At 45.2% G+C, this 20,046-nt stretch carries 22 protein-coding genes and 1 riboswitch; of the genes, 7 read left to right on the top strand and 15 right to left on the bottom strand.

Features of this window, described 5'->3' with window-relative positions; translation table 11 throughout:
• Window positions 1-3: 3 nt before the first annotated feature.
• The 8 genes from N6H06_RS08945 to N6H06_RS08910 all read right to left on the bottom strand — a co-directional run bounded on the left by N6H06_RS08945 (window position 4) and on the right by N6H06_RS08910 (window position 5,699).
• Window positions 4-732 carry a pseudouridine synthase gene (locus N6H06_RS08945; protein WP_011246674.1) on the bottom strand — a complete coding sequence of 243 codons (729 nt, stop codon included), beginning with the start codon at window positions 730-732 and terminating at the stop codon, window positions 4-6.
• Between the two features lie 281 nt (window positions 733-1,013).
• Window positions 1,014-1,544, bottom strand: a complete 531-nt coding sequence (locus N6H06_RS08940; protein WP_062747090.1) for a spore maturation protein — start codon at window positions 1,542-1,544, stop codon at window positions 1,014-1,016.
• A complete protein-coding gene (locus N6H06_RS08935) occupies window positions 1,541-2,140 on the bottom strand; it encodes a nucleoside recognition domain-containing protein (RefSeq protein ID WP_062747092.1) in 600 nt (199 codons plus the stop codon). Before N6H06_RS08935 ends, N6H06_RS08940 begins: the two co-directional genes overlap by 4 nt.
• Window positions 2,137-3,279, bottom strand: a complete 1,143-nt coding sequence (locus tag N6H06_RS08930) for a D-alanyl-D-alanine carboxypeptidase family protein (protein WP_062747894.1) — start codon at window positions 3,277-3,279, stop codon at window positions 2,137-2,139. The genes N6H06_RS08935 and N6H06_RS08930 overlap by 4 nt, the downstream gene beginning before the upstream one ends.
• A gap of 147 nt (window positions 3,280-3,426) precedes the next feature.
• Window positions 3,427-3,777 carry a stage V sporulation protein AE gene (gene spoVAE / locus N6H06_RS08925; protein ID WP_011246670.1) on the bottom strand — a complete coding sequence of 117 codons (351 nt, stop codon included), beginning with the start codon at window positions 3,775-3,777 and terminating at the stop codon, window positions 3,427-3,429.
• A complete protein-coding gene (spoVAD, locus tag N6H06_RS08920) occupies window positions 3,774-4,790 on the bottom strand; it encodes a stage V sporulation protein AD (protein WP_212953442.1) in 1,017 nt (338 codons plus the stop codon). The genes spoVAE and spoVAD overlap by 4 nt, the downstream gene beginning before the upstream one ends.
• The gene (spoVAC, locus tag N6H06_RS08915; RefSeq protein WP_062747097.1) at window positions 4,790-5,260 is read right to left on the bottom strand and encodes a stage V sporulation protein AC; all 471 of its coding nucleotides are present in this window, start codon (window positions 5,258-5,260) and stop codon (window positions 4,790-4,792) included. Before spoVAC ends, spoVAD begins: the two co-directional genes overlap by 1 nt.
• A gap of 7 nt (window positions 5,261-5,267) precedes the next feature.
• The gene (locus N6H06_RS08910; protein WP_062747099.1) at window positions 5,268-5,699 is read right to left on the bottom strand and encodes a YhcN/YlaJ family sporulation lipoprotein; all 432 of its coding nucleotides are present in this window, start codon (window positions 5,697-5,699) and stop codon (window positions 5,268-5,270) included.
• A gap of 237 nt (window positions 5,700-5,936) precedes the next feature.
• Between N6H06_RS08910 and N6H06_RS08905 the strand changes: the two genes are divergently transcribed.
• From N6H06_RS08905 to cls, 4 genes are all read left to right on the top strand, one after another.
• Window positions 5,937-6,623: a DUF421 domain-containing protein gene (locus N6H06_RS08905; RefSeq protein WP_062747100.1), complete on the top strand. Its 687-nt coding sequence runs from the start codon at window positions 5,937-5,939 to the stop codon at window positions 6,621-6,623.
• 178 nt (window positions 6,624-6,801) lie between these two features.
• A complete protein-coding gene (locus N6H06_RS08900) occupies window positions 6,802-7,119 on the top strand; it encodes a phasin family protein (protein ID WP_238583312.1) in 318 nt (105 codons plus the stop codon).
• Between the two features lie 33 nt (window positions 7,120-7,152).
• Window positions 7,153-8,817, top strand: a complete 1,665-nt coding sequence (locus tag N6H06_RS08895) for an ABC1 kinase family protein (RefSeq protein ID WP_263706054.1) — start codon at window positions 7,153-7,155, stop codon at window positions 8,815-8,817.
• Window positions 8,818-8,845: 28 nt separating this feature from the next.
• Entirely contained in the window at window positions 8,846-10,306 is a 1,461-nt protein-coding gene (cls, locus tag N6H06_RS08890) for a cardiolipin synthase (protein WP_212953435.1), read from the top strand.
• A gap of 38 nt (window positions 10,307-10,344) precedes the next feature.
• Here the strand turns inward: cls and N6H06_RS08885 are convergent, their stop codons facing one another.
• On the bottom strand, window positions 10,345-11,211 hold the full coding sequence (locus N6H06_RS08885; RefSeq protein ID WP_263706053.1) for a superoxide dismutase: 867 nt from the start codon (window positions 11,209-11,211) through the stop codon (window positions 10,345-10,347).
• A 176-nt stretch (window positions 11,212-11,387) separates the two neighbouring features.
• On the opposite strand from N6H06_RS08885, the gene adh reads away from it, so the two are divergent.
• Window positions 11,388-12,908 (top strand): aldehyde dehydrogenase, encoded by a 1,521-nt coding sequence (adh, locus tag N6H06_RS08880; protein WP_263706364.1) that lies wholly within the window; start codon window positions 11,388-11,390, stop codon window positions 12,906-12,908.
• A 171-nt stretch (window positions 12,909-13,079) separates the two neighbouring features.
• Here adh and N6H06_RS08875 read toward each other — a convergent pair whose 3' ends face one another.
• The 3 genes from N6H06_RS08875 to N6H06_RS08865 are packed head-to-tail and all read right to left on the bottom strand — an operon-like array spanning window position 13,080 to window position 15,009.
• Complete coding sequence (locus N6H06_RS08875) at window positions 13,080-13,652, bottom strand: DUF2087 domain-containing protein (protein ID WP_263706052.1); 573 nt, start codon at window positions 13,650-13,652, stop codon at window positions 13,080-13,082.
• A 24-nt stretch (window positions 13,653-13,676) separates the two neighbouring features.
• A complete protein-coding gene (gene scpB / locus N6H06_RS08870) occupies window positions 13,677-14,258 on the bottom strand; it encodes an SMC-Scp complex subunit ScpB (RefSeq protein ID WP_062747901.1) in 582 nt (193 codons plus the stop codon).
• Complete coding sequence (locus tag N6H06_RS08865; protein ID WP_062747105.1) at window positions 14,239-15,009, bottom strand: segregation/condensation protein A; 771 nt, start codon at window positions 15,007-15,009, stop codon at window positions 14,239-14,241. The genes scpB and N6H06_RS08865 overlap by 20 nt, the downstream gene beginning before the upstream one ends.
• 147 nt (window positions 15,010-15,156) lie before the next feature.
• Here N6H06_RS08865 and N6H06_RS08860 point away from each other — a divergent pair, with 147 nt between their 5' ends.
• Complete coding sequence (locus N6H06_RS08860) at window positions 15,157-15,621, top strand: DUF309 domain-containing protein (RefSeq protein ID WP_062747106.1); 465 nt, start codon at window positions 15,157-15,159, stop codon at window positions 15,619-15,621.
• Window positions 15,622-15,755: 134 nt separating this feature from the next.
• Here the strand turns inward: N6H06_RS08860 and ribH are convergent, their stop codons facing one another.
• Genes ribH through ribE form a run of 3 tightly spaced genes read right to left on the bottom strand, consistent with a single transcriptional unit; the run spans window position 15,756 to window position 18,089 of the window.
• Window positions 15,756-16,226 (bottom strand): 6,7-dimethyl-8-ribityllumazine synthase, encoded by a 471-nt coding sequence (ribH, locus tag N6H06_RS08855; RefSeq protein WP_062747108.1) that lies wholly within the window; start codon window positions 16,224-16,226, stop codon window positions 15,756-15,758.
• Between the two features lie 11 nt (window positions 16,227-16,237).
• Window positions 16,238-17,431 (bottom strand): bifunctional 3,4-dihydroxy-2-butanone-4-phosphate synthase/GTP cyclohydrolase II, encoded by a 1,194-nt coding sequence (locus N6H06_RS08850; protein ID WP_263706051.1) that lies wholly within the window; start codon window positions 17,429-17,431, stop codon window positions 16,238-16,240.
• Window positions 17,432-17,444: 13 nt separating this feature from the next.
• Window positions 17,445-18,089 (bottom strand): riboflavin synthase, encoded by a 645-nt coding sequence (gene ribE / locus N6H06_RS08845; RefSeq protein ID WP_062747111.1) that lies wholly within the window; start codon window positions 18,087-18,089, stop codon window positions 17,445-17,447.
• Window positions 18,090-18,220: 131 nt separating this feature from the next.
• Window positions 18,221-18,371: riboswitch (FMN riboswitch) on the bottom strand.
• Between the two features lie 621 nt (window positions 18,372-18,992).
• On the opposite strand from ribE, the gene N6H06_RS08840 reads away from it, so the two are divergent.
• Window positions 18,993-20,045, top strand: coding sequence for an enoyl-CoA hydratase/isomerase family protein (locus tag N6H06_RS08840; RefSeq protein WP_263706050.1), 1,053 nt, complete (start codon window positions 18,993-18,995; stop codon window positions 20,043-20,045).
• The last annotated feature ends 1 nt before the right edge of the window (window position 20,046 follow it).

Here is a 20,046-nt window from a genome sequence, read left to right as displayed (position 1 = left end):
ATTTTATGACGGTTTCGTGACAGCCAGTTCCTTTAATTGTTTGACTTCAATCGGCTTTAACGGCCGTGACTCACCTGGATGTAAATGGCCAAGCGTTAAAAACCCGTAGCGCTCGCGCTTTAACTTTACAACAGGATGGCCAATTGCTTCAAACATCCGGCGGACTTGGCGGTTTTTGCCTTCATGGATAATAAGCCGCACAATCGCTGTTTGCTTTTTTTTGTCAATCGATAGGACTTTTGCTTTTGCCGGGGCAGTCTTGCCATCTTCTAAGACAATGCCGGTTTCAAGTTCTTTGATCCGTTTCCGTTCAGGGATTCCTTTCACTTTGGCAATGTATTCTTTTTCAATTTTATAACGGGGATGCATGAGCAGATGGGCAAACTCTCCATCATTTGTAAGCAAAAGCAAACCAGATGTGTCATAATCCAACCGGCCAATAGGATAAATTCTTTGTTCGCTTTCAATAAAATCTGTGACGACTTTCCGCCCTTTCTCGTCATTTGATGTTGACACGACGCCAGTCGGTTTATACAACAAATGATAGACAGGCTCTTCTTTATCAAGGGGAACGCCATCCACTTCAACAGCGTCTTTGCTTGGATTTACTTTTGTCCCTAATTCCGTGACTGTTTCGCCGTTTACTTTCACTCTACCTTCAACAATATATTCTTCTGCTTTTCTTCTAGAAGCCACTCCTGCTTTGGCGATAACTTTTTGCAATCGTTCCATCGTTGTTCACCTCTTTGCCATCATACCGCCTTCAAGCGACTGATACAAGTAGGCGAAAGTAGAGATTTTATGGGACTCGAAAAATCAAACAATTGCCCCTCTTTACTGCTGTTCCCGTCGTATACCTGTGTTTTTCGCCCCGAGCTCTCTCCATCATAATAGAACACTGCTTTGCGTGGCAATTGATGTAAAGCGTATTCTCCAACAGAAAAAAACGCGTCTAGCTTATTTGCCAGCCACGCTCTTTTTGCTTGTCTGTTTTTCTGCCTGTTTCTCCTCGCTTACCCAAAGACGAGGCTAACGACAACAACAGCGGCAATCATGCCGACTAAGTCAGCAAGTAGTCCGACTTTTAGGGCATCGCCCATTTTCTTGATGCCGACTGCACCGAAATAAACCGTTAAAATATAGAACGTTGTATCTGTGCTTCCTTGCAGCGTAGCAGCTAAGCGGCCAATGTAAGAGTCGGGGCCATGGACAGCAGTTAAATCCGTCATTAACCCAAGAGCGCCTGTTCCGGAAATGGGACGCATTAGCGCGAGTGGAACAATATCGGCAGGAATGCCGACCCAGCTCAGTACCGGCGCCATGGCACCGACAAGAGCATCCATTGCCCCGGAAGCGCGAAACACATAAATAGCGACGAGCATCCCGACTAAATAGGGGATAATCGAAACGGCCATGCTAAACCCTTCTTTTGCACCCGATACAAATGTTTCATACGTCGGCACGCGCTTAAATGAAGCGACAAGGACGACAAAACCAATGAGCAACGGGATGAGCCACACGGAAAGCGATGTTAAATAGGTCATTTCTTTTTACGCTCCTTTCGCGCCCGGCGCATATAAAAAAGGCGGTCAATGCAAATCGCCCCTAGCATGGCGCAGCCAGAAGCTAAAATGGTCGTGCTGACAATATCTGTAGGCGCCGCAGAACCGTACGACATACGAATGGAAATGACCGTTGTCGGCACAAGCGTTAAGCACGCTGTGTTTAAAGCAAGCAACGTGACCATAGAACGGCTCGCTTCTTCTTTGCCGCCATTTAGCCGTTTCAACTCCTCCATCGCCTTGATGCCCATCGGTGTTGCAGCATTGCCAAGACCGAACACATTAGCGGTCATGTTCGACAATATATAACCCATTGCTGGGTGGTCTTTTGGCACTTCTGGAAAAAGACGCCTTGCAAGGGGATGGACAATTTTCGCCAATGCCTTGAGAAGCCCAGCCGCTTCTGCGACTTTCATCAGCCCAAGCCAGAATGTCAGCACGCTAATTAAGCCGATGCATATCGTTACCGCTTCTTTCGCCCCCGTGAAGACGCTCTCTGTCACCTCTGCCATCGTCCCGTTCACACCTGCATAGATAAGACCGATCAATAGCATACCGGCCCAAATCACGTTAATCATAAAGGCCGCACCCCAATGATGAATGTTAGTAAGCGCCCAATTTTTTGAAACAAAGAAACGTGCTCCTCTTCTTGAGCCTGATAATAAAGAGGGATCGATTCAATCGTTTTGCCATCAACCGTAAATGCTAATTTTCCAATTGGATCAAGAAGCTCCTGGTCAGTAAACTTTCCTCTTTTCGGGGGATTCTTCAACGTTAAAGCAGACTGCAACTGGCTTTTTTCTTCTGTCGTTAGCGGGTACACAACGTCATACGGGACATACAAATTGCCTTCGTAAAATGGATCGACTTTGCTTTTCAGCTTCCCTTTTGACACGAGCCGTTCAAGGCTGTAATGTTCAAATCCCCAGTTAAACATATGCATATGGTCATCCCAATCATCAGGGGCATTTAACGTGACGGCAATTAAATCAAGCCCGTCCTTGGAAGCGGTAGACACAAGCGTTCGTTTCGCCAATTTCGTATAACCTGTTTTCCCGCCAGTTGAGTAACTGTACTTCTCGGTGAGGAGACGGTTTTTATTATGGAACACACGGACTTTCTCGCCTTTTGAACGGTAGTCTTTTGTCGATGAAATATCTCGGTATTCTTCGTTTCCCATCGCATATTGGGTTAAAAGCGCCATATCGTACGCACTCGACAAGTGATCCGCATCTGTATCTAGCCCGTGTGGATTACGAAATAGCGTATTAGACATGCCAATTTCCTCTGCCTTTTCGTTCATTAAAAAAACAAAGCCTTCGACGCTGCCGCCAACATGTTCAGCAATCGCTATAGCTGCGTCGTTGCCGCTCCGTAGCATAAGCCCATACACTAAGTCGCGGAGCGTTAATTTTTCGCCAGCCACTAAATACAGGGAGGAACCTTCTGTTCCTTCAGCACGTTTGGATACGGTTACTGTCTCGTCCAGCTTGCCTGATTCAATCGCTAAGATGGCCGTCATAATCTTCGTAATGCTGGCGATTTTCAGGGGCTGATGTTCATTTTTGCTATACAGAACACGGCCAGAAGACTGTTCCATCAAAATAGCGGCCTGTCCAGAAACAGGAAATGTTGCAGGTTCATTCGCAAGCGCCTCGCTGCTCTGGAAAAAAAACAAGAACCCGACCAATAAACAGTGCACGATTGTTTTTTTCATCATACCCTCCAGCCTCCACTCCGTTTAGTACCACTTTATGCGAACAAGCTATGAATATGACGGGCTTGTTCGAAATCAACCATGACAAAAAACCTTTTCACCTCTTTTAACGGCGAAAAGGTTTTTATTCTTCGATTCAAGGCAGTTTTAGCCTTTTGGTTTAAAGCAAAGGGAAGCCAAAAATCCAAAGATGATCGCAGCAGAGATGCCGGCGCTTGTCACTTCAAAAATGCCGGTAATAATCCCAATCAAGCCGACACGATTTGCTTCCATTAATGCTCCTTGGACAAGGGAATTTCCGAAACTTGTTATTGGTACAGTCACGCCTGCGCCAGCAAAATCAATTAACGGTTCATATAAACCAAACCCGCTTAAAATCGCCCCTGATACAACGAGCGTCGACATCGTATGGGCAGGTGTCAGCTTGCCGACATCCATAAGCAGTTGGCCAATGACGCAAATGACCCCGCCAACTAAAAAGGCCCACAGAAAAATCATGACATCCCTCCGTTCGCTTCAATCGACACCGCATGAGCGATACAAGGGATCGACTCTTTTTGCTGATAAGACAAAGGAGAAAGCAACGCGCCTGTTGCCACAACGAGCAAACGCTTTAACTCCCCTTTTTGCATTTTTTTCAACAGATGCCCGTATGTGACGACAGCGGAACAGCCTGGTCCGCTTGCGCCCGCCATAACAGGCTGGTCTTCTTTATAGAGCATTAAGCCACAATCCTGAAACTTGCTATGGTCAAGGTCATACCCTTGTTGCTTTAATAAGTCACGGCAGATCGGTAGGCCAATTTGGCCAAGGTCGCCAGATACGATTAAATCATAGTCATCGGGTTTGCTGTTTGTGTCGCGAAAATGAGCAGCGATCGTGTCAGCAGCGGCAGGCGCCATCGCCCCTCCCATATCATAAGGATCGGACAAGCCCATATCAACAATACGGCCGATTGTCGCTTTCGTAACGACTGGCCCATTGCCTGTTTTTTCAAGCAGGCACGCCCCTGCGGCAGTTGCTGTCCATTGCGCGGTTGGCGGCTTTTGACTCCCATACTCAGTCGGGTAGCGGAATTGCTTTTCAGTTACTGTATTATGGCTTGAAGCGACACTAATCACATGCCGGGCTCCCCTTGCTTCCATAATCATCGCGCCGATTGCCAGCCCTTCCATCGACGTTGAACAAGCACCAAACATGCCTAAATACGGAATGCCAATTGTACGGCCGGCAAAACTGGAAGGCGTAAGCTGATTAACCAAATCGCCAGCAAGCATAAAGTTCACATCTTCTTTTTTTAGGGAGGCTTTTTTCAACGTTTCTGTTACAGCGCCTTCAATCAGAATAGTCTGCGCTTTTTCATAAGAATCTTCGCCGATCCATAAATCGTCATGCAATAAATCAAACGCTTCTGGAATGGCGCCATTTGCTTCAAACGGTCCGCCCACTGTTCCCGTTGCTGTTATAACCGGTTTGCTGTTAAAAATCCAACTCTGTTTGCCTGCGAGCATTAAAGCACCCCCGTTTTCATTAAAATCGTTTTGATGAGCGCAATAATGAAAGCAGCAACAGTGCCAAAAACAATAACTGAACCAGCCAATTTGAACATATTGCCACCGACACCGAGGACATACCCTTCCGTCCGGTGCTCAATCGCAGCCGATGCAATCGAGTTCGCAAATCCAGTAACTGGTACTGCCGTCCCAGCCCCTGCCGTCTGCGCAATCCGATCATAAAAGCCAAGGCCTGTCATTAATGTCGCTAAAAAAATCAATACGGCGACTGTCGGGTTTCCAGCCGTTTTTTCGGTAAAATTAAAGTTCGTATAGAAAAAAACGTGCAAACATTGTCCAATTAAACAGATAAAACCGCCAATAAAAAAGGCGTAAATACAGTTTTTAAGTACAGGCCGCTTTTTCTCATAAGAGCTATGCAGTTCTTGGTATTCTTGCTGCTGCGGCGTAAGCTGTTTTTTTGCCATATGTGCCCTATCCTTTCGAATGCTTTTCAATAACCTTGATCGTTTTCTCAAGCTCTTTTTCGCTTAAATTGCCGGCTTTCACTTTATTTTCAGCGTCCTCTAGTTCTTTGTAGATTTTCTTATCCGTGGAAATGTGGATTGTATAATCTGGATATAATGCTTTGATCCGGTCAAATGCTTTTTTCCGTACATCTTTTAATTGAAAGCGATCCACTTGCTTGACATGCATCGCCATGACCATTTCTTCTTTATACTGGATGCCTCTGACGCTGATCACTTCTTCCATCGCCAGAATCTCGTCCTTCGCCCTATCTGAAGCTTCTTGGCCATGGCCTGCAGCTTCCTGGAGTTTGAAGGCACTGCCTCGCTCATCTTCAGCTTGAGTACAAGCTCCTAAACAGAGGAGAACAGCAAGCACCGAAACCAATTTTCTTTTCATGTTTAGTTTCACCTCCACCTACAAATCATATCTAGACACACATAGGTTGTTTTAGTTAGAAATCGTTTAAACATGAAATTTTTGTAAATTTTTTCGCCGTTAATTTTCTCTTACCTATTTAGCCTGCCTAATGGCGAAGGCAATCTTTCTAGACATCCGTTTTTCACGACTAAATCATTATCTGCATTTGCTGCACTCTGAATACGAACAGAATTTGGAATTGGGGGATGGTAGACGATGGAAGGGTATCTGTTTCTCACAACTGAGCTCATTGTTGGCTTTTTTGCTCTCCTGTTGCTAACAAAAGTGCTTGGCAAAAACCAAATTACGCAATTAACACCGTTTGACTTTATTTCGGCACTCGTTATCGGCGAATTGGTCGGCAATGCCATTTATGATAAAGATATTGGCCTTCAGTATGTGCTCTATGCCATTTTCGTATGGGGCTCACTCATTTATTGCATTGAAATCATCACGCAAAAATTTCGTATCACCCGGGGGTTCCTTGAAGGCACCCCGGCGATTGTGATTGCTAAAGGGCGAATTCAATATGAGGAACTCCGCAAAAATAAGCTGGATTTGAACCAGCTCCAACATCTTTTGCGTGAAAAAAGTGTGTTCTCAGTCCGTCAAGTCGAGTATGGCATTTTAGAAACAAACGGAACAGTAAACGTCCAACTCAAACCGCCTTACGCGCTGCCGACTAACCGTGACCTTTCCCTAAACCCAGAAAACCTGCCAATGCCAGTACTGTTAATAATGGATGGGGAAATCATAAAAAAAGCTTTAAAGGAAATTGGCCGAGATGAAACCTGGCTTAAAGATCAATTAAAAGAACGGGGCATACTGTCTTATAAAGACGTCCTGTATGCAGAATGGATCGATGGAGAACCACTATTCTTGCAAACGTACAGAGCCGAGTAAATAAAAGGCGGATCGCCTAATAAGAACGATTGTCTATATGTTCGGAAGCAAACATGAAACATATTGCTTGCTTTTGTCGTAAAACAAGGAAACACATATTATATATTGATTGTGTTTGCCAACTGCTTTTGTATACAATGAACCTACAACATCAAATTGCAATAGGAGGGTGTAAAGAATGGCAATGAAAGATCTTTTAAACAATATGTATTCTTTAGGTGTAGGCGCCGCTGCTGCGAGCAAAGAACAAATTGAAAAAACAGTCAATGACTTAGTCCAACGCGGTGAAGTCAAACGGTCTGAATCGAACCAACTTATCGATGATTTGCTGGCAAAGGGGCAAAAGGCGCAGGAGAATATGGAAAATATGATCCAAGAGCGGACAAAACAATTCTTATCGTCTATGGATGTGCCGACAAAGGAAGAGGTCGACGCCCTTAAAGCGCGTGTCGCTGCCCTCGAAAAAGCCCTTAGCGAGAAGGACGTAGAAAAGTAACAGAACGAACCAGGACTGGAAAGGACGAAACCTATGTTAAAAACGCGCATTCGCTACCTTTCTAGGTACCAAGATATTATTACAGCCCTTTATCACTATGGTTTTGGCCAAATTGTCCGTGATTTAGGGCTGCTAGATCGCACAAAAAAACGAACCAAAAAGAAACGTGCCAAAGACTCTTCGCTTTCAGTCGCCAAGCGGATTCGCTTGCTTTTAGAAGAGCTTGGCCCTACCTTCATTAAACTTGGACAACTTGCGAGTACACGGGGCGACCTGTTTCCTGCTTATGTGCTATCCGAACTGGAGAAACTTCAAGACAATGTGCCAAGCTTTGCCTATCAAGAGGTGAAAGACATCATTGAAGTAGAACTGGAAGCACCGCTTGAGAAGTTATTCCGTTCCTTTGAACCAGTCCCATTGGCAGCGGCCTCGATTGGACAAGTCCATCGGGCTGAACTGCCTACTGGCGAAAAAGTCGTAGTGAAAGTGCGGCGCCCAGGAATCGAGCGCACAATTGAAACGGACCTTGCCATTTTGCATGACTTGTTAGAGTTGGCCGAAGAGCGAATCGGTTGGGTCAAGCGCTTCCGTCTCGTCGATTTGTTTCACGAGTTTGCTGAAGCGCTAAAAGAGGAAATCAATTATAAAAATGAGGCGCAAAACGCAGAACGGATTAGGCGGCAAAACTCGGAAACACATCATCTTTTTACACCGGTTGTCTACTCGTCTCATTCAACGATGAAAGTGTTGACGATGACCTATGTGGATGGCACGAAAATTACCGATGCTACATATGAGAAAGGCTTCGACCAAGAAATCGTGGCTGAACGGTTTGCCACAGGCATGTTTGAGCAGATTTTTGTGCATGGCTTTTTCCATGGCGATCCACACCCAGGCAATGTGTTTGTCACTAAAGAGAACGAGATCATTTTGATTGATTTTGGAATGGTAGGCCGCTTGACAAACGATATGCGCCAAAATTTGGCTTTACTTGTCCTTGGTTTAAAAGGACGCAACACCGACCGCGTCATGGAAGCCCTTTTCCGCATGGATATTGTTCACGACCAAGTGGACCGTGACCGCCTCTGGGATGACCTCGACCATTTACGGTTAAAATATTACGACATCCCAATGGCTGACATTTCTCTCGCCGAAGCTGTACAAGACTTGTTCAACGTCGCCAATAAACATGATTGCGTTGTGCCTGTCGATTTGACAATGCTCGGAAAAGCACTATTATCAGTAGAAGCGATTGTCTCGTCACTTGCCCCTACATTGCGCATTATTGATATTGTTGAACCGTTTGGGCGTGTCTTAATTAAGGAACGCTATGATCCACGCAACTTTGCCAAAAAAGTCCAAGCTGAATTTCAAGAAGGCATGGAAACATTGCGGCATTTTCCACGAGATATGCGCAAAACGTTAAAAGATATCCGTGCCGGAAAATTGAAAGTCAATATCTCGATTCGCGAAATCCACCATCTGATCCAAAAAGTGGACCGAATTAGCAATAAGCTTGCTTTTTCAATCGTGCTCCTTTCATTTAGCATCATTATGGCTGGAGTCATTATTGGCGGCTCCTTAACAGCTGAGCCAACCATCCTATTGCAAATTCCCGCCATCGAAATAGGGCTTGTGATTACCTCACTAATGTTTTTTTGGATTATCTGGGCAATTTTTAGGTCGGGGCGTTTTTAGATCGTAAGAGAAAGTTGCAGTGATACCAATGATGATTGAATTAGCAATACCAACGTATTTATTTGTCGCCCTCATGATCGTGAATATCTTGCTTGCCGCCATTTTAATTTTTATTGAACGTAAAGATGCACAAGCGACTTGGGCATGGCTGCTTATTCTGTTTTTTATTCCACTAGGCGGCTTTATTATTTACATTTTCCTAGGACAAACATTAACGCGGAGGAAAATGTTTGAATGGGAAGGAATTAATAAAGTAGGTCTCGAGCATTTCATTGAAGAACAAAAGCGTGATCTTTTAGATACCTCGTTCCGCTTTAATAGCCCTACTGTTGATAAAAACCGTGAATTGATCTATATGCATTTAATGAGCAACGATGCGCTGCTGACAATAGAGAACCGTGTCGATATTTTCAGTGACGGCAAAGAAAAATTTGCGCAACTGTTAAAGGATATCGAACAGGCCAAGACGTTCATCCACATCCAGTATTATATTTTTCGTTATGATGAGATCGGAAAAACGATCGTGGACGCGCTGACAGAAAAAGCGCGACAAGGCGTGAAAGTCCGCTTGCTCTATGATGACCTCGGTTCCCGGTCTTTGCGCAAAAAGTATTTAAAAGCGTTTCGTGAAGCAGGCGGAGAAATTGGTATCTTCTTCCCATCTAGGTTTACGATTGTCAACTTGCGTTTGAATTTCCGCAACCACCGTAAGCTCGTTAACATAGATGGCAAGTGTGGTTATGTCGGTGGCTTTAACGTTGGAGATGAGTATTTAGGAAAAAGCAAAAAATTTGGTTACTGGCGCGATACCCATTTGCGCATCGTCGGGCCTGCTGTCCAAGCGATCCAAACGCGCTTTATCCTCGATTGGAACCAAGCTTCCAAACAATACCATATTTCCTACCATGATCGTTATTTTCCAGAAGTGCCGCCTGCTGGCGATACGCCTGTACAAATTGTCTCAAGCGGACCGGACTCGGAATTTGAACAAATCAAAAATGGCTATTTAAAAATGATCATGGATGCACGAAAGTCGATTTTAATCCAGACGCCTTACTTTATTCCAGACCAAACGTTGCTTGATGCCCTTCGTGTCGCTGCACAAACGGGCATAGAAGTAAAACTGATGATTCCAAACAAACCGGACCATATGTTTGTTTACTGGGCGACTACTTCCCACATTGGTGAAATGCTAAGAGCTGGCGCAACGGTCTATCAGTATGAAAATGGCTTTATTCATAATAAAGTGTTGATCGTCGATGAAACGGTTTGTTCTGTCGGTACCGCTAACATTGACCAACGGAGCTTTAAACTCAATTTTGAAGTAAATGCCTTTATCTATGACAGTCAAATCGCTGGCCAGCTAATAGCTGACTTTGAGAATGACGTAAAACAATCAACTCAAATTACGCTAGAAATGTATGAAAACCGGCCAACAAGCGTCCGCTTTAAAGAGTCAATATCGCGATTGTTGTCGCCCATTTTGTAAACGAGAAACAAATCTAGGTCCCTCCTAGGTTTGTTTTTTTAATAGGGCACCCATTTTAACAGCGAGGCCTGGCGATAACGATTTTCGGCTTCTCTCCAGTTCACAACATTCCACCATGCCTCAATATATGCTTTACGATCATTTTGGTACTTTAAATAGTAGGCGTGTTCCCATACATCTAACACCAACAGCGGCACTTGGTCTTGTTGGGAAAGGTTTTGATGTTTTTCAGCCTGAAGAATTTCTAACCGATGGGACCTAGGCGCATAAATGAGCATCGCCCAGCCTCCGCCTTCAACTTTTTCAGCAGCATTGGAAAAATGGGCTTTCATTTTTTGAAAGGAGCCAAAGTCTTCTGTTATTCTCGCTTTTAGCGCCCCTTGGGGCTCTCCACCCCCATTTGGCGACATAACATGCCAAAAAAGCGTGTGCAAATAATGCCCCGCTCCATTAAACGCTGCTTCCCTCTCCCAATGCTTAATCAAATCATAATTTCCAGTACGTCTTGCCTTTTCCATTTCTTTCTCTGCTTTATTTAAATCATTGACATATGTCTGGTGATGCTTTAAATGATGAATGCGCATCGTCTTTTCATCAATGTACGGCTCCAACGCATTATAAGAATAAGGCATTGGTGGCAGCCTATGACCGCCAATGGGAACACTGTTATTTTTACCTTTCCCTCTTAAATTAGCCATTATTAGCCATGAGTCATATGCGTCTTGAGCATGTTCGTTTGCTTGGGCAGGATCGTGATCAAGCGCATATTCCAATTGGCTTAACGACGTTGTAAATGGCTGTGTATGCTCTTCTCCTATGGACCTGACAAACTCGCTTTCCTGCTCTTTCCAAAGCCTGGCAAGCTCATCTTTCCATTTTCTTAATGCTTGCTCATGCGAATCCACATTATTCCCTCCTTTTTCCTTTTCCCCCTACGTATATGCAACCGTTCTTGGCCAATTGCGAAAAAAGTATAAATTTGCAGGGAAACGCTTTCTTCATCTCGAAACTACGTATAAACCATATAAAAGGAGGAATTTTCATGGCTTATCAACCATCTAGTACGGAAGACGCACTTTCCATGGCTTATCAACAACCTAATACGGAAGGCGCACTTGTGCATTTTAAGGAGCGCTACGGCAATTTCATTGGAGGCGAATGGGTTGCTCCTGTTAAGGGGCGCTATTTTGAAAACCTCAGCCCTGTGACGGGAAAGCCTTTTTGTGAAGTAGCCCGTTCCAGTGCGGAAGACGTTGAACTAGCCCTTGATGCTGCCCACAAAGCGAAGGCTAGCTGGGGAAAAATGCCTGCTGCAGAACGGGCCAATTTGTTAAATAAAGTCGCTGATCGGATCGAAGAAAACCTGGAAATGCTTGCGGTAGCCGAAACGTGGGATAACGGAAAGCCGATTCGGGAAACATTAAACGCCGATATTCCTCTCGCCGTCGACCATTTTCGCTATTTTGCTGGCGTGATACGTGCCCAGGAGGGGACGCTTAGCCAAATTGATGAAAATACGGTTGCTTATCATTTCCAAGAGCCACTTGGCGTTGTTGGTCAAATTATTCCTTGGAACTTTCCGATTTTAATGGCCGTTTGGAAGCTTGCACCTGCACTCGCGGCTGGTAATTGCGTCGTCCTTAAGCCGGCCGAGCAAACGCCTGCCTCGATCTTCGTTCTGCTGGAGCTCATTTCTGACCTGCTGCCTCCAGGAGTCGTTAATGTGGTAAGCGGCTTTGGCCTCGAAGCAGGAAAACCACTTGCTTCTTCGTCAAGAATCGCAAAAATCGCCTTCACGGGGGAAACGACAACGGGCCGGTTAATTATGGAGTACGCATCTGCAAACTTGATTCCTGTCACACTTGAATTAGGTGGAAAATCACCGAATATCTTTTTCAGAGATGTCATGGAGAGAGAAGATGACTTTTTGGATAAAGCGATTGAAGGGTTTGTCTTGTTTGCGTTAAACCAAGGTGAAGTGTGCACATGCCCATCTCGAGCGCTAATTGACGAAACGATTTATGATGCGTTTATCGAAAAGGCGCTTGAACGTGTGGCAGCTATCAAGCAAGGCAATCCACTTGACCCGGAAACGATGATGGGCGCGCAAGCATCTGAAGAACAGTTGGAAAAAATCCTCTCCTATCTAGCCATTGGCAAAGAAGAAGGAGCAGAAGTTCTTGCAGGCGGCAATCAAAGGCAGTTAAGCGGAGATTACAGCGGTGGCTATTATGTTGAGCCTACCGTTTTCAAAGGGACAAACAATATGCGCATATTCCAGGAGGAGATCTTTGGCCCTGTTGTTTCCGTTGCGACATTTAAAGATGCAGACGAAGCACTCCGAATTGCCAACGATTCCCTTTACGGCCTTGGTGCAGGCGTATGGACACGCAACATCAACACCGCTTACCGCTTTGGACGTCAGATCGAAGCCGGCCGGGTCTGGGTTAATTGTTATCATGCTTATCCAGCACATGCCGCTTTTGGCGGTTATAAAAAATCAGGTGTAGGCCGTGAAACGCATTTAATGATGCTTAACCATTACCAGCAAACGAAAAACATGCTTGTCAGCTATAGTGACAACTCGCAAGGATTTTTTTAATGAATGTGAGCGACGTTTGTGGCTGTTAAAACCAATACGAAAACAGCCCCAGCCAGAGGCTACTGCTTCTGGCTGAGGCTATAGGCAAACGATCGCATAACGTTGTTGTTTGCACAGGGCTATGTTTCTATCAGACTTTGTACTGTGGTTAACGTTTCTTTAACAAGCAGATTAAACAGGCCACATTTCCCGAGGGTTCAGCTCATACTTCCCGTTTTCACGGAACATAAAATGGCACATGACCCATTCGCGGCGGACGGTGGCATAATCATCATAAAACTGTTGAATATGACTGTTAATGTCCTCTTCTGTATAACTTTTTCCAGTTTGCAGTCCCTTTGTCATGTATTCAAGCATAATCAGTTTCTTTTTCCGCTGAGCAGGCAGCGTTTTCAGCCTGCCATTTGCCTGCAAAAAATTTCCGATGACTTTTTGTTTGACTTCCTCATCTACTTCGATTGCTCCAAACATTTCTTCGCTACCAAGCAACACAATCGCTTGCGCCATTTGCATTAATTTCTTTTCATGCAAATAAAAATAGATCGTGTTTTTATCACGCCTTTGGTAAATTAAATCAATTTCACGCAGCTTGGCAATGTGATGAGAAATGGTCGGCGGTTTCAAGCCAAGTTTTTCTGCAATCGCCTGCCCGTGAAGAGGGCCATCTTTTAACAAAGCAATGATGCGCAAGCGAGTTTTGTCTCCTAGCGTTTTGTGAAAATTGACAAGCCGGTTTAATTGCATCGCGCAAACCCCTTCATTGCTGTTTTACAAGTCAGCGTTCAACTTTTCAAAGAACAAATCCGTTTCATCCTGTTCTTCTTCATTTAAATCAAGCTCTTTTAAATCAGGCAAGTCAGCTAACGACTCTAAGCCAAAATGGTCTAAAAAATATGGTGTCGTGCCATAGAGGATCGCCCGGCCTGTACCCGACGCCCGACCGCACTCTTCAATTAACAGTTTTGATACAAGCGATTGCAGCGCTTTCTCCGATTTGACTCCCCGTACTTCGTCAATTTCAGCCCGTGTAATGGGTTGTTTGTAAGCAACAATCGCCAGCGTTTCAAGAGCCGCACGAGAAAGACCGCCGTGGATCGGCGATGAAGCCAGCTTTTTATACATATCGGCATGTTCTACTTTTGTTGTCAGCCGATACCGGTTGGCAAGACGTGCTAACCGGATGCCGCGCTCCTCTTTAGCCATTTGTTCCGAAAGCACTTCTAACAATTGAATCACTTCGTCTTCACTAATTCCAACCAGTTCGGCCATTTCTGTTGGCGAAATGCCATCATCACCTGTGACAAACAGCAAACCTTCAATCTTTGCGAGCTTACTTGCTTGCATGCTCATCCCCATCCCATAAGTAAATCATAATTTCAGCAAAGCTCTCCTCTTGCACACAATGGATCGCCCGTGTTTTAATAAGCTCAAGCATGGCCAAAAACGTGACGATCAGCTGCGATACATTGCCAATCTCGTACAGCGTATGGAACGGTGCCTTGCCTGAATGAGCCGATAGCTCGTCCAACAGTTCGTTCATACGAAGTTCAATCGACTGTTCTTCACTCTGGACCGTTTTCGTTTTTGGTGCATTCCATGCATTGCGCTGGAGAAGCTTTTGAAACGCGCCAAGCATGTCGGCAAGTGTGACGCCTTCGATTTGGAGCTTGCGTTCTTCTTCTTCGCTTAAAAAAGCGTCCAAATCGTTTGGAGGTCTCGTATGGACTAAGCTGCGCTGTGCTTCTTTTTCTTTTAATTGTTCGGCCGCTTCTTTAAAAGCTCGATATTCCAAAAGCTGCTCAACGAGTTCATCCCGAGGGTCTTCTGCTTCCATCCCCTCGTCTTCGTCAAACAATTCCTCGGGCTTTGGCAAAAGCATTTGACTTTTAATTTGCAAAAGCGTGGCCGCCATGACTAAGTATTCGCTCGCTAAGTCAAGCTCAAGTTCTTGCATTGTATGGATATAGTGTAAATATTGGTCTGTAATTTTTGCTACAGGAATATCATAAATGTCCACTTCCGCCTGCGCGATCAAATGGAGCAACAAATCGAGGGGCCCTTCAAAAGAATCTGTTTTTACGTTATAAGTTGTTGTGTTCACTCAATCACCACATTAGATTTGGACATCTTAAACGAAAGCAACGGTCCTCTGCTTTCGTGGCCAATTCGTTTCTAGCCACAAAAAGTCGACTCACGCTAGAAGTATACCATAAACCACTTTTTTGCAACAGCAAAGGGGAACGAAACGATGTACAAACAGCGCTATCTTGATTTCCTCTATTATTTTCATGCGGAACGGGATTACTTTGAATGCCACGAAGTGTTAGAGGCAGAATGGAAATCCGTTCCGAAAGACAAGCGCGCTTCTTGTTGGGTCACGCTCATCCAACTAGCGGTCGCCCTTTATCATGAGCGAAGAGGCAACATAAAAGGAGCAGCGATTTTGTATCGCCGCTTGCTCAAACGCGTTCCTGTAGAGGCAAACGACCTTTACGAACTAGGCCTAAATGCAAGGACGCTAAAACAAGATATGAAAACACGGCTCGCCCATTTAGGCTCTAACTGTTTTGAGGACTACAACCTTCCGATATGGGACACAGCCTTGCTTGCAGCATGTCAACGCCACGCTGGAAAATCGTGGTGTGCTCCAAGCAATCTCGCAGATCCCCAGCTCATTGATAAGCACCTTCTGCGCAATCGAAATGACCAATAAGAGGATTGAACAGCCCCAAAAAAAAACGGCCCTAAAAGGGGCCGCTTGAGGTTGTCGACAAAGTCGATAACCGCACTCAGACTGTAGACAAAGTCGATAACCGCACTCAGACTGATAGAAAACGCTTGCCGTTATTACGCCTCGAACTGCTTCGCTAGATTCGCCATTTCAATCGCTGCGCTTGCTGCTTCCCACCCTTTGTTTCCTGCTTTTGTGCCTGCTCGTTCCACTGCTTGTTCGATTGTATCCGTTGTTAAGACACCAAAAATGACGGGAATCCCAGTGGTCAATGCCAACGAAGAGACCCCTTTCGCCACTTCATTACAAACGTAGTCAAAATGAGGCGTCGAACCCCGTATAACGGTCCCTAAAGTGATCACCGCGTCATATCGGCCGCTTTCAGCCATTTTTTTTGCTGCAAACGGGATTTCGAACGCTCCTGGGACCCAAGCAACATCGATATCGCCTTCATCTGCTCCATGGCGGATTAACCCATCTTGCGCGCCGCCGAGAAGTTTACTTGTAATAAATTCGTTAAAACGACCAACAACCATTCCGATCTTCAATCCGGATGCCACCAAATGGCCTTCATAATTTTTCCCCATTTGAATTCCTCCTATAAATTGAGCATATGCCCAAGCTTTTCTCTTTTCGTATGCAAGTAATGTTCATTTTCGGCTACTGCTTCCATTTGCAAGGGCACACGCTCAACAATGTTTAAGTCATAGCCTTCTAGCCCTGCGATTTTTCGAGGGTTATTCGTCAAAAGCCGCATGTCACGGATGCCTAAATCGCGAAGGATTTGCGCCCCAATCCCGTATTCGCGCAAATCCGCTGGAAATCCAAGGCGCTCATTCGCTTCCACCGTATCGTAGCCTTCCTCTTGCAACTTATAAGCGCGAAATTTATTGATTAGCCCAATCCCGCGGCCTTCCTGTTTCATATAGAGCAACACGCCTCGTCCTTCTGCTTCAATTTGCTTTAGCGCCGCGTGCAACTGCGGACCACAATCGCATCGTTTTGAGCCAAACACATCGCCAGTCAAACATTCGGAGTGAACACGAACTAGAACAGGTTCACCGTTTCCGACGTCCCCTTTAACAAGGGCGACACTTTCTTTGCCGTCTATGGAATTTGTATAGCCAACCGCTTTAAAATCGCCATACTCAGTCGGCAACGAAATAGCCACTTCTCTTGTGACAACTTTCTCCGTCTTACGGCGGTAAGCGATCAAGTCTTTAATCGTCACCATCGGCAAGTTGTGCTGATCGGCAATGATACGCAACTCAGGCACTCTAGCCATCGAACCGTCTTCGTTCATCACTTCGCAAATAACGCCTGCCGGTTTCGCTCCACAAAGTTTCGCAAAGTCAACAGCGGCTTCCGTATGACCAGCCCGACGTAGCACACCGCCGTTTTTGGCAACAAGCGGGAAAACATGCCCTGGCCGTTTAAAATCGCTTGGCTGCGCATTGCCATCTGCTAAAGCGCGGACCGTTTCTGCCCGCTCAAAAGCGGAGATGCCAGTTGTCGTACGTGAATGGTCGACGCTCACAGTAAATGCTGTTCCATGTGGATCTGTGCTGTGAGACACCATCTGCCCAAGCTGCAGGCGTTCAGCCTGCTCTTCTGTCAAAGGGACACAAATAAGACCGCGTCCGTGTGTTGCCATAAAATTGATTGTTTCAGGGGACGCCGTTTCAGCAAGAGCCAAAAAATCCCCTTCATTCTCCCGGTCTTCATCATCTACAACGAGGATTATTCCCCCTGCTTTTAATTGTGCGATCGCTTCATCAATCGATTCAAACACGTTGTTCTCCCCTTTACATATAGCTATTTTCTTTAAGAAGCTGCGACAAAGGCGTACGAACGGCACTTTCTTTCGGGGCAAGCAGTTTCTCAACGTATTTGCCGATAATGTCGCATTCCAAATTGACATGGTCACCAGGTTTCTTTGTGCCCATAATGGTCATTTCAAGTGTGTGCGGAATAATCGAAATCGTAAAGCTTGTATCAGTGACGGCAAACACAGTCAAACTCGTTCCATCAACAGCGATCGACCCTTTTTGAACAATATAGCGAACAAGTTCTCGGTCTGCTTCCACTTCGAATAGCACAGCATTCTCAACTGGTTGTCTTTTTTGAATGATGCCGATGCCATCTACATGGCCGGAAATGATATGCCCGCCAAAGCGGCTGCCGACAGCCATCGCCCGTTCCAAATTAACAAACTGGCCAGGAACAAGCTGTTTGATCGTTGTCGCTTCGTATGTCTCTGGCATGACGTCTGCTTGAAATTGGCTTTCAGATATCGCCGTAACCGTTAAACAAACGCCGTTCACAGCGATGCTATCGCCAATTGCCGCATCTGCCAAAACGGTTTTGCAGTTAACGGCCAACGTCATGGCTTTGCCTTTTTTTGAGACAAAAGCAATTTTGCCCATTTCCTCAATGATACCTGTAAACATAGTCATGCCCCCTTTTAAATAGAAAAAACCCTGAAGAACATGTCTTCAGGGTACAGGAAATAAACGTATGGCTTCATACGTTTTTGCGCACAACAAATAAAGCAAACATAACCGTTTTTTAAAAGTTTGCGCTCGAACTTCTCCCATCCAGACTATTACTGTCGGCTCTGGATTTGCACCAGATCCACCGCACACGCAAGTAATGCTTATGCGGGTCACGGACTAAAAGGCAATTGCCTTATCACCGCCGGTCGGGATTTGCACCCTGCCCCGAAGTTGAGTATTATTCACTTGTGATTGGTTCACTAAGTAAACCAAGATTATCATTGTAAAATAAAAAAAGCAAGGACTTTGCTCCCTAGCTTAAGGACACGGTTTTATAACGTCCATTCTATTCCCTTTTAGCGCCGGAAATAACGAACAAGCTGCTGATCAATTTATCCTATCTTCATTCATTGGAGCTCCTATTGAATAAAAATATAAAAACGCAAAAAAGCAAAGCACTTGGTCATCATCGCCATTCTACGTGCTTTGCCTGCTTATAAGCTTCTCTATTCTATCTTCTTGTTCCGTTAGAAGAGACAAAAAGCTAGACTCTATGGAATTTTTTGCTAACAAGACAACGAAAGCCCTTCCTCTCGATCGTCCTTGCGGCTCCGAGGCCGCGCCAGTTTGAATTGCATGTACAAAAAGTCTTTTCCCTGCGCCTGAAAGGAGGCGGTGTAAGTGATAATAGACGGGAGGCATCAACTCCCGCAGGCAGAAAAAAGTAGCCTAGCCTTATATAAATAATCATTATAACGAAAAAGATGGCGCAATGCAAGTTGAAATGTTTTGCATTTCCGCTAAAAATGCGTCAAAATAGAAAAAGAAGCGATTACTTTTTAATGATGGGGTGAAGCAATGTCGACCAATATGCGATTTGAAAAATTAGATACTGGGGTAGGAGTCATCACACTTGCCCGTGAAAAAGCGTTGAATTCACTGTCTTATGACATGGTGAGTGGCATGTTGGCACAATTGCAACAGTGGAAACAGGATGATGAGGTTGCACTCGTTCTTCTTGAAGGAGCCGGGAGCAAAGCTTTTTGTGCTGGCGGAGACATTAAAGCGCTTTATAACGCCCGGGACAGCAAAAATGGAATCGAGAAAGCAAAACATTTTTTTGCCCATGAGTACGAACTTGACCTGCTCGTTGCCACCTACCCCAAACCGATCGTCGCCCTTCTTGACGGCATTGTGATGGGAGGAGGCGTCGGCCTTAGTTACGGCGCGAGTCACCGCATTGTCACCGAGACAACTAAGTGGTCTATGCCTGAAATGAACATTAGCTTCTTTCCCGATGTAGGGGCCTGTTATTTTCTGAGCCTTGCTCCTGGGTATACAGGGAGGTATGCAGCACTGACTGCTGCAATGCTAACTGGAGAAGATGCGATTTTTCTAGGGTGCGCCGACTATTATACGAAAAGAGAAACGATTGAACCTCTTCGCAGTCAATTGCTTAGCACCGACTGGATAAATAGCGAACAAGATCTGGGTCAAGCACTGCACCTTTTTTTGCAGTCATTCATTGCAGAACCGCCAAAAAGCGAATTGGCTATGCTGCAAGCGAAAATCGATCAACATTTTTCCCACAAAACGGTCGAAGCCATTATCGCTTCACTTGAAGAAGCGAAAGCGGATGAATTTGCCCAAGATTGCGCCAACATATTGCGCAGCAAATCGCCTTTATCACTAAAGGTGACACTCGCCCATTTAAAACAATCGAAGACATCTACGCTTGAAGAAACGTATGAAACCGATAAACGCCTCGCTTTGCGCTTTTTACGTTGCGATGATTTTTATGAAGGCGTACGGTCTGTATTAATCGATAAAACGCGTATGCCCAATTATCAGTATAAAACAATCGAAGAGGTACCTGACGAATTAGCGCTTTCCTTTTTCCGTGAACTGTGAG

Origin of the sequence: Shouchella tritolerans, assembly GCF_025770735.1 — a bacterium.
GTDB lineage: Bacteria > Bacillota > Bacilli > Bacillales > Bacillaceae_D > Shouchella > Shouchella tritolerans.
The sequence above is the reverse complement of the archived record's forward strand: the minus strand, read 5'-3'. Positions and strand labels throughout refer to the sequence as shown.